Origin of the sequence: Pseudomonas sp. E45-MNA-CIBAN-0222 (genome assembly GCF_040310405.1) — a bacterium.
In the GTDB taxonomy this organism is placed as follows: domain Bacteria; phylum Pseudomonadota; class Gammaproteobacteria; order Pseudomonadales; family Pseudomonadaceae; genus Stutzerimonas; species Stutzerimonas stutzeri_AC.
Window position 1 is genome coordinate 1 of sequence record NZ_JBEOPU010000256.1, and the last position, 233, is coordinate 233.

Genomic DNA, 233 nt, shown 5'->3' on the forward strand with positions numbered 1-233 from the left:
GCAGTCGGATATCTACCTACGGACTGGAAAGGGGATGCCGATGTTGATTTCAGTGCAGTTGCTACGCGCGTTGGCGGCATGGCTGGTGGTGGGGCACCACGTCATGCAGCTGTTTTTCAACTTCGAGGCCCACAACGCGCTGGAGGACCTGTTAGTCGAAAAGGGCGGCGCTGGCGTGGATGTGTTCTTCGTCATCAGCGGCTTGGTGATTTTCCTCGCAACTGCCGATAAAG

The 233-nt window shown here is 56.7% G+C and carries 1 protein-coding gene; it reads left to right on the forward strand.

Translation table 11 applies throughout. The annotated features are described in order from the left end of the window. Positions 1-40: 40 nt before the first annotated feature. A partial coding sequence (locus AAEZ08_RS23520; RefSeq protein WP_500125257.1) for an acyltransferase family protein occupies positions 41-233 on the forward strand: 193 nt, incomplete at its 3' end.